Annotated in this window: 11 protein-coding genes; 9 read left to right on the forward strand and 2 right to left on the reverse strand. The window is 47.3% G+C overall.

Annotated elements, in window-relative coordinates:
- Positions 1-222: 222 nt before the first annotated feature.
- Complete coding sequence (locus ACXJJA_RS04640; protein WP_456487056.1) at positions 223-1,467, reverse strand: polysaccharide deacetylase family protein; 1,245 nt, start codon at positions 1,465-1,467, stop codon at positions 223-225.
- A gap of 32 nt (positions 1,468-1,499) precedes the next feature.
- On the opposite strand from ACXJJA_RS04640, the gene ruvC reads away from it, so the two are divergent.
- Entirely contained in the window at positions 1,500-2,015 is a 516-nt protein-coding gene (gene ruvC / locus ACXJJA_RS04645; RefSeq protein ID WP_456487057.1) for a crossover junction endodeoxyribonuclease RuvC, read from the forward strand.
- On the opposite strand, the gene ACXJJA_RS04650 is transcribed toward ruvC, so the two are convergent.
- A complete protein-coding gene (locus ACXJJA_RS04650; RefSeq protein WP_456487058.1) occupies positions 2,012-2,653 on the reverse strand; it encodes a hypothetical protein in 642 nt (213 codons plus the stop codon). The two genes, ruvC and ACXJJA_RS04650, sit on opposite strands and share 4 nt — an antisense overlap.
- 62 nt (positions 2,654-2,715) lie before the next feature.
- Here ACXJJA_RS04650 and ACXJJA_RS04655 point away from each other — a divergent pair, with 62 nt between their 5' ends.
- The 8 genes from ACXJJA_RS04655 to ACXJJA_RS04690 all read left to right on the forward strand — a co-directional run bounded on the left by ACXJJA_RS04655 (position 2,716) and on the right by ACXJJA_RS04690 (position 7,721).
- Entirely contained in the window at positions 2,716-3,033 is a 318-nt protein-coding gene (locus tag ACXJJA_RS04655; protein ID WP_456487059.1) for a hypothetical protein, read from the forward strand.
- Positions 3,033-4,145 carry a histidinol-phosphate transaminase gene (hisC, locus tag ACXJJA_RS04660; RefSeq protein WP_456487060.1) on the forward strand — a complete coding sequence of 371 codons (1,113 nt, stop codon included), beginning with the start codon at positions 3,033-3,035 and terminating at the stop codon, positions 4,143-4,145. The genes ACXJJA_RS04655 and hisC overlap by 1 nt, the downstream gene beginning before the upstream one ends.
- Complete coding sequence (locus tag ACXJJA_RS04665) at positions 4,142-4,987, forward strand: arginase family protein (protein WP_456487061.1); 846 nt, start codon at positions 4,142-4,144, stop codon at positions 4,985-4,987. The genes hisC and ACXJJA_RS04665 overlap by 4 nt, the downstream gene beginning before the upstream one ends.
- A complete protein-coding gene (locus ACXJJA_RS04670) occupies positions 4,984-5,157 on the forward strand; it encodes a hypothetical protein (protein ID WP_456487062.1) in 174 nt (57 codons plus the stop codon). Before ACXJJA_RS04665 ends, ACXJJA_RS04670 begins: the two co-directional genes overlap by 4 nt.
- A gap of 151 nt (positions 5,158-5,308) precedes the next feature.
- Positions 5,309-5,863, forward strand: a complete 555-nt coding sequence (locus tag ACXJJA_RS04675; RefSeq protein WP_456487063.1) for a site-specific integrase — start codon at positions 5,309-5,311, stop codon at positions 5,861-5,863.
- Positions 5,820-6,365 carry a phage lytic cycle repressor MrpR family protein gene (locus ACXJJA_RS04680; protein ID WP_456487064.1) on the forward strand — a complete coding sequence of 182 codons (546 nt, stop codon included), beginning with the start codon at positions 5,820-5,822 and terminating at the stop codon, positions 6,363-6,365. The genes ACXJJA_RS04675 and ACXJJA_RS04680 overlap by 44 nt, the downstream gene beginning before the upstream one ends.
- Positions 6,366-6,468: 103 nt before the next feature.
- Positions 6,469-6,936: a hypothetical protein gene (locus ACXJJA_RS04685; RefSeq protein ID WP_456487065.1), complete on the forward strand. Its 468-nt coding sequence runs from the start codon at positions 6,469-6,471 to the stop codon at positions 6,934-6,936.
- A gap of 152 nt (positions 6,937-7,088) precedes the next feature.
- Complete coding sequence (locus ACXJJA_RS04690; protein ID WP_456487066.1) at positions 7,089-7,721, forward strand: ThaI family type II restriction endonuclease; 633 nt, start codon at positions 7,089-7,091, stop codon at positions 7,719-7,721.
- Positions 7,722-7,876: the final 155 nt, after the last annotated feature.

Genomic DNA, 7,876 nt, shown 5'->3' on the forward strand with positions numbered 1-7,876 from the left:
GCTAATTCCTACTTTTGAAAGGTAGCAGCAGGGGAGGCGGGTGGTTTTATATATGTCGCTTTACTATTTATCGACGTAGGGTCGGGCGACCCGAAGTGAAGCCCTCGACACCGGAGCCCGGAAGGCTGAGAGAGCTGCCGGGCGGGTGGATGAACTGGGAACCCGTGAGCCTCACTGGAGGAGCTTCACTTCAGTGAGGGGAGGAGGTCACTAACCCCACACCTATTTTCTCCAAGAAGGACCGAGTGCCTTCCTGATAATCTCCTTAGCAAAATTTACGTCCTCATAAGCCCGATTTAAGAAGGTTTCGCCCCAAAAGAAGTTACAGCTCGTCTCTGCACGCAATATAAGCGTTTCTAACTGCTCCACAAGCTTCTTATTCAAGCCCTTGAATTTTCCTTGTTTTTCGAGTTTGTGGAATTCTTTGCTTATGCTCCAAACTTCCCCTAAAGCTTTTTTCTGCGCATCAGTGCCAGCCCATTGCGAGAAATCCACGCCGCTCCTGCCTGCGACGTTCCAAGCGCCAGTTCTTACGAAGACCTCGCTCTCAGGGCTATTTTCCCTCAGAAATTCAGTTATTGACCTTGGTGTTATTTTAGAGACCCCTTCCTGCACTTTTTCCATATAGGGGGCAAAGAAGTGTCCCCAGAAGTTCGAAGGTTCGTGCATATTTCGGAACCATCCGCCGTTTTCGCCATCCGACCAAGTAGTTATGAGGAAGTTTTCATCTTCGAAGTTGCATTTCTTTGCGTCTCCGCCGTTTTTACAGCCTCGTCGTTTTTCAGTTGTGGCATTCACGCCGCCTAATTTTTCCAACTTGCTTACAACTTCGTTTTCGAACCACGTGGGGGCGAGTCCGCTCTGTTGTGCGTTGCTGAGGTCTCTGTCTCTGGGAATAACCACGATTTCATAGCCTTCATAGCTTGCGATGTGCGGCTTGTAAAGCAACTCCGCCATGGTCATTTCTTCGAGCGGCACGACGTGAAAGCCGTCCACAATGACGTATTCAAAGCCTGTTTCACGCAACGTTGGGATCAGCTCCATGCAGAAGCCCATTTCAGGCGGCCAGAACCCTTTTACGTTTTTAAAACCAAGTGTCTCCGCAAGACGCCGCCACCGCAGTATTTGCGGTTTCCAGTCGTCCTTCGGGATTAACGGGAAGACGGGATGATAATAGCCAGAGCCCAGAAATTCTATGGATTCAGCGTTCGCATACTCATGCACAAACCCCAAGTCAATGCCGATGTCAAAGAAATTCCTTATAACCTCCTCGTCGGTGAGCTGCTCGAGAAGAGTTCCTGAAAAGTCAAGGTGCAGCCTCGCAACGTCTTCGTAGCGCCTCACGTATTTCAAGGGGCGCTCGTAGCACAAAATTATTTGACGGGCTTCCCACTCGTCAGCTTCTAGAAGGAACGCTAAGTTTCGCGGCGGCTGATGCATGTGTAAACCCAAAGCATGGAATATCATCATAATAAATTGACAGGAACAAAATAAACTTGGTGAAGGTCATAGGCATAGACCCTGGGACTGCGACGACCGGCTGGGGCGTCGTTTCGCTGGAGAGTCGCCGCCGTGGTCGTAAGCTGCGGTGCGTGGCGTGCGGCGCCGTCAGGACGAGCCCGAGAGAGATGACGGCGGAGCGCCTTAAAAAGATATACGAGGAGCTCTCTCGAATCATCGAGCAGCAGCAGCCGCAGGAGATGGCGATAGAAAAGTTATTCTTCAACATCAACGTGAAGACGGCACTCAGCGTCACGAGAGCGGCGGCGGCGTGCATGCTCGCAGCAGCGGCGCATAGCGTTCCTGTTTTTGAATACAATCCCTCACACGTGAAGCGGGCGCTCGTGAGCTACGGGCGAGCTACGAAAAGGGAGGTGGCGAGTCGTGTTAAAGAAATGCTTCATTTGGAAGAGACGCCGAGGCCTGACGACGTCACGGATGCGCTTGCCGTCGCAATTTGTCACGTTTTGTTAAAAACTAATTCTGATGGCGGAGAGGAAAAACAAAGAATTTAAGTTAGCTTGAGGAAGCTCACGGCGCTCAGGATGTAAGCTGCAATCTGGACGACCGCCATAATTATTGCGATAAGGATGACCGTGCTCAGCAGTGCGAGAGGAGGGGTGCCCATAAGCATTGCTCCGAGGATTTCTTGCGCTCGTGTTAAGAATGTTGTGAAAAGGGCTACGGTAAGGGCGACGGCTAAGACGAGTGCAGCGGCGTGTGTGACGCCCGCATATTTAAACGTTGAGATTTGCAGCTTTCTGGCAGCACGAAAATGAGCGGCGATGTGCAGAATCACGACCGCGACAATCACGATTGCGGCTACTACGAACACGGTAATGAGCTTACTGAGGAAAATCCCCGGAGAGACGAACGGGACGCCGTGGGGTGAAGGTGGCTTCAACAACGGATACGCGACTGCAAACGCCAGCGCAAGTATGATTATAGGAGCTACTATTATGGCTACTCCAGTAGCTTTGAGCAGCGTATCCTTCTCACGGATTCCGAGGAGCAGCCACGCCATTGCTACCATCAGCAAGCCGATGAGTGTTATGGGCTGCAAGAGAGACGTTCGTGCATACGGAACTGAAACGAAGATGCCAACGAGTGCGAGTATGTAACCTATGCTGCCAAGGTATTTTTCAGCGCCCATGAGATTTGAAATTCATCGAACACTTAAAATACTTTAAGCCCTAAATCACAAAAGGTGAGAGCATGGGCGTGCACCGCATCACAAGCCCTGCAGCTCGGGCTTATGCCGCGAGGGAGAGGGTTATAGGGAAGGGGATTACCGTGCTCGGCGAGGCTTCTGAGAAGGTTACGTCGCTCGACAAGAAGCATTTGGAAGAGCTGGGAGATGCCGCCGCTGAGCTTGTTCCATACTCGCCGGGCTATGCGGGGAAGATATTACAGATAGTTGCGAGGCTCTTCTGGGCGCTTGCAGGCGTCCCTGAAAAGGAGGCGGAGTTCAAAGACGTCGAAGCCCTCGACGACAAACTTGATAAGCTTTATAAAGTCATACAAAAAGCGTAATGTTCCGCCCGGTAGTTAGGCTTGTAGAGCCTTACAATGCTGGAGTTTTTCCCGAGGATGTTTTAAGGAGGTATGGCATTCCCAAAGAAAGAATAGTGAATGTGGCGTCGAACGAGCTTCCGTATCCGCCGCCGGAAGCCGTCGTGGCTGCCATTAATAAAGCGGTAGCTACGGCGAATAGATACCCAAAATCCGATTACCGGGAGCTTAAGGAGAATATAAGTGAATACGTCGGCGTGCCACCTGAAAACATTGCAGTGGGCTGCGGCGCCAGCGAGCTTATTGACGTCGTTTGCAAAATTTTTTTGGATGCTTTTGATAGGGTTATCATACCGGTTCCATCATACTCGATGTATGTGTTGTTTGCGATGCTCAGGGATGCAAGCGTCGAGCTTCTGGAAACCGAAGAGCAGAGTTTTGAAATGAGAACAGAACATCTCATTGAGCTGGGGGAAAATGTGAAGCTTTTGTTTTTGTCATCGCCGAACAACCCGACGGGCTTTCAAATGCGTCGTTCCGAGATTTTAAGCGTGGCTGAGACGTTATCCTCATCAATAATCGTCGTGGACGAGGCATACGTGGAATTTGGGAATCCAAAGTGGAGTGTTGCAGCGGAAGCCGCAGGTCTGGATAATTTGGTAGTTTTGCGGTCTTTTTCGAAGTTCTTCGGGCTTGCGGGGTTGAGAGTCGGCTACGCCATCGCTTCAAAAGAAGTTGCAGCAACACTTGAGAAAATACGGTTGCCGTTTTGTATAAGCGGTGTTGCTGTGGCTGCGGCGACGGCCGCCCTCGAAAACCTCGAATACTATCAGGAGGCAAGGGGGAAAATAATCAAGGGGCGGGCGTTTTTGGAGACAAGGCTTAAAAAGCTTGGTTTTAAAGTGTTCCCGTCCGCTGCGAATTTTTTGTTTTCGAGGCTGCCTGAGGGCGTCGGCGCAAGGACGCTCACAGAAGCACTTCTGCGTTCCGGCATAATCGTCCGGGATGTAAGTGGCGTCCTCGGGCTCAGTCGGGAATATTTGAGAGTGACCGTCGGCACGGCTGAAGAGAACCAGCGTATTTGTGAATGTATCAAAGCGTTTTTGGAGGAGGATAAAGGGGGGAGAGCATGAGGACAGGAGTATTTTTCCACGAGATATTTGCGAAGCACTCATGGCCGGTGATGGGCAGCAAGTTTAAAAATTTCCCGAAAGCGATGGAAGCGGAGCTAAAGCTGGAAGGCGTGCGACTTTACGTCCCTGAAAAGGTTTCGGAGGAGCTGTTGCTGAGAGTGCATACGCAGAGGTTTGTGGAGGATGTGAAGCGAGCGTGGTATTACGAGGGCGCTGCGCTCTCCGTCGGCGGCTGCGTTCGTGCTGCGGAGCTCGTTTACTTCGGCGAGCTTGACAACGCTCTCGTGTTCGATGTCGCCGCCGGACATCATGCGTCGCCGGACCACGCTTGGGGCGGCACTTATATCTCTTGCACGGGTCCCGCAGTCGCGAACCTCAGGGAGAAGGCGAGGAAGCGGCTAAGGTTCGCAATCATCGATACGGATTCTCACCACGGCGACGGCACTCGCAACGTCTTCCTCGGCGACCGCGACGTGCTCCATGTTTGCTTCTGTAGCTCCTCGAAGGTCGAAGGCGAAAGCACGAAGATTGACGTGGACGTCGGCTGGCAGACGACCGACGAAGAGTATTTGAAAAAAGTGGAGGAGGAATTCGTGCCTCGTGCCAAAAAATTTAAGCCTGAGCTGATATTCCACATTCTGGGGCACGACACCTGTCAGGGCGACTACGGCGACCGAGGGCTGACCAAAGACTTCTTCTCGAAGCTTGTCGCGCTCGTGAAGGCGTGTTCGCTGGAGACTTGCGGTGGGAAATATGTTGTGATCACGCACGGCGGCGCTCGTGCGGACATCGCTGAATACATATTCCCGAAAATTATTAGGGTGCTGCATGAAGACCCGTGAGCCGTGACGTAAGCCGCCGTGAGCGGTTCGGCAATCCCGTGGACGAGACGGGCGACGCCCTCAAATATCGAAGCCGTAAGAACGTGCATCGTGGTGGCTGCGGCGGCTTAGGAGCTGCACACGCCTCTCCGACTTCGACCACAAAGACAAGCGACGCACATGGATGCTAAGCTCCAGCCGACAGCTTATATCCGAAAGCGGATGTGCTTGCTGTGCTGACGCTTGATTCGCGCGTAGCAACGTGTTAGGCATTTTGAAGTCTCAAAGACACTCAGAGGATGCCATAAAATATTTAAAATAGGGGAGCCCGCTTTTTATAAAATGGCAGGGAGAGGCAAAATTCCTGCCGTGAGAATTGAACCTGGAAAGAATAAGATTATAATCCAGCTACCTTACAATGAAGATTTAATAAAGAAAGTAAAAACAATCCCAGGAAGAAGATGGAATCCAAAGGGAAAATACTGGGAAGTCCCCTACAGTGAGGGAGTGATTCCAAAGCTTCAAAACTTGTTTGGTGAAAGTCTCATTGTCAACCCTTATTTTTATCTGATTGCCTTAGAAAAAGAACTTCCAATAGGGAAATACTCAATAAGAACGATCAAGTCTTATATGAGATACAACAGGCATTTCCTTTTATATACAGGGAAAAAACCCGAAGAAATAGAAAATGAAGACATCAGGAAATACCTTTACTATATGGTTGAGAAGAAAGAGGTTTCAACTTCTACTTTAAATATTATCATTAATGCCTTAAAGTTCTGTTATGAGGGGGTTTTAAAGAGAGAATTTATTTATGAAGTAAAACGTCCCAGAAAAGATAAAAAAATTGCCTTTGAGCAAGGAGGAAGCGAAGGAGATACTGGATGCTACTTCTAATATAAAACACAAAGCCATGCTAATGCTTGTGTATTCTGCAGGCTTAAGAGTTGGAGAGGTTGTGAAGTTAAAAATAGAGGATGTTGATGTGGAAAGAAAGCTGATCAGAATAAGGGGTGGAAAGGGTAGGAAGGATCGCTACACAATTCTTTCTGAAGTGGCATTGAAAACACTTAAAGAATGTTTGCAGAAATACAAACCAGAAAAATGGCTGTTTCCTGGGAAGAAGAAGGACAAGCACGTTTCAACCAGAACAGTTCAGGCAATCTTTGAGAAAGCAAGGGATAAAGCTGGAATAAAGAAGGATGCGACAGTTCACTCCTTGAGGCATTCATTTGCAACCTATTTACTCGAAAGTGGAGTTGATCTGAGATACATTCAGGAGTTGCTTGGACATAAGCATTCAAAAACGACAGAGATTTATACTCACGTGAGCACCAAAAATCTGAGTAAGATCAAGAGTCCGCTGGATATGCTGGGAGGTGAGAAGCATCCAGAATGAGTATATACGCAATGCAGATATAACTTCAATTTGGGATGATATACGCATTGCGTATATGAACGAGTTAGGCGACATTTCATATTCAAATCAGAGGTGATAAAACATGCCTAGAATAGGTAGAAAGCTATACCACCAAGCAATGGAAAGAGTTTTAGAAAAGGTTGGGTACAAATATCAAAACTTAGGTCTCGGTAAAATACTGATTAATAAGAGCGGGAGAAAACTATACGTTGAAGTTGCTGGCAAAAATTTACCTTATTTCGGAAGTTATGGAGAAGATGCATTTCCTTGGGAAACGCATATACAACCCAATAGATTAGATAAAATCGAGAGAGAGGCGAAAAAATATGGGGCTGAGGGCTGGATAGCTTTTTGTTATGCAATACTTAAAGACGAATATAAGCAGCATTTCAGTACGGTTGTCACATTAGAGGGAATAGAGTTTGGTGTGAAATTGATCAAAACAAGTAACTATCGGAATCATATGAAACCTCGATCCCCTTCCTGGTCAGTTGTTGATTTACCGAGAGAAAGAGTAACTCAAATAACATGCGATCCAGAAAATATCTAATTTGATTTCAGAGATTATTTATGAAACGTCGCCTAACACAGCATATACGCTTCGGGCTGACACCCTCCTCCTTCGGGACATTGCTCCCTTCAGTCGCAACGTCGTATATGCTGGGAACGTTATACGCCATTTCGCTTATGGAGGAATAGAAGATGGCAAGTAGATTAATAGAAATATTTGAGGATGCAAAGCTTGTAAACAGGATTAAAGATAAACTGCCGTATTTATTTCAGCTTGCAGAGCTTGAGAGTTCAAGAGCAGGAAAAATCGGGATGGAAGTTGGCTCTCTTCGTGAAAGAATCATCATTGCTTTGCTTATCTATAAATTTGGGGAGGCGAATGTAGAAACTGAGATTCCAATTACAGAACCAGAAGTTGATGTAAAATTATTTGGTGAGCCCATATCCATTAAGACAATAACTGGTAAAGGATTTAGCGGAGTTAAACTCATATGGACAGTTGATGCACAAAAGGCGAGAGAATTTAGAGAAACCTATTACCCACACTGCGATATTATACTAATCCAAATTAGCTGGGAAAGTGTAGGAGGTTTTTATTACATTCCATTGGAAGCCCAAAAGAAGCTCTTTGATAGAGTAGGTAGGGATGGATATATTAAACTCCCTAAGCCAGGCACAAATCCAAGAGGTGTAGAGATAACCAAAGAAGCTTTATCAAGTTTAGTTAAGGATAATTTATCTAAGGTTATTGAAATAAACTGGCAGAAGACAAAAATTGACTATGATCCTTATAAAAGATGGGTAGACTATTGGAGGGAAGATTAAAATGAGAAACAACAGAAGAAAAAGGGGGACTAAAACAAGTTCCTTTGGTTCTCCTGGCAGAATAAATCATGATTCTACACCCTTTTACACAAGCAAGTTATATGAAGGGCTACCAAAGGAACAGAAGGTTAAATATGTGGAGAATCCCATCCCTC

It is taken from the genome of Candidatus Alkanophaga liquidiphilum (assembly GCF_053996935.1).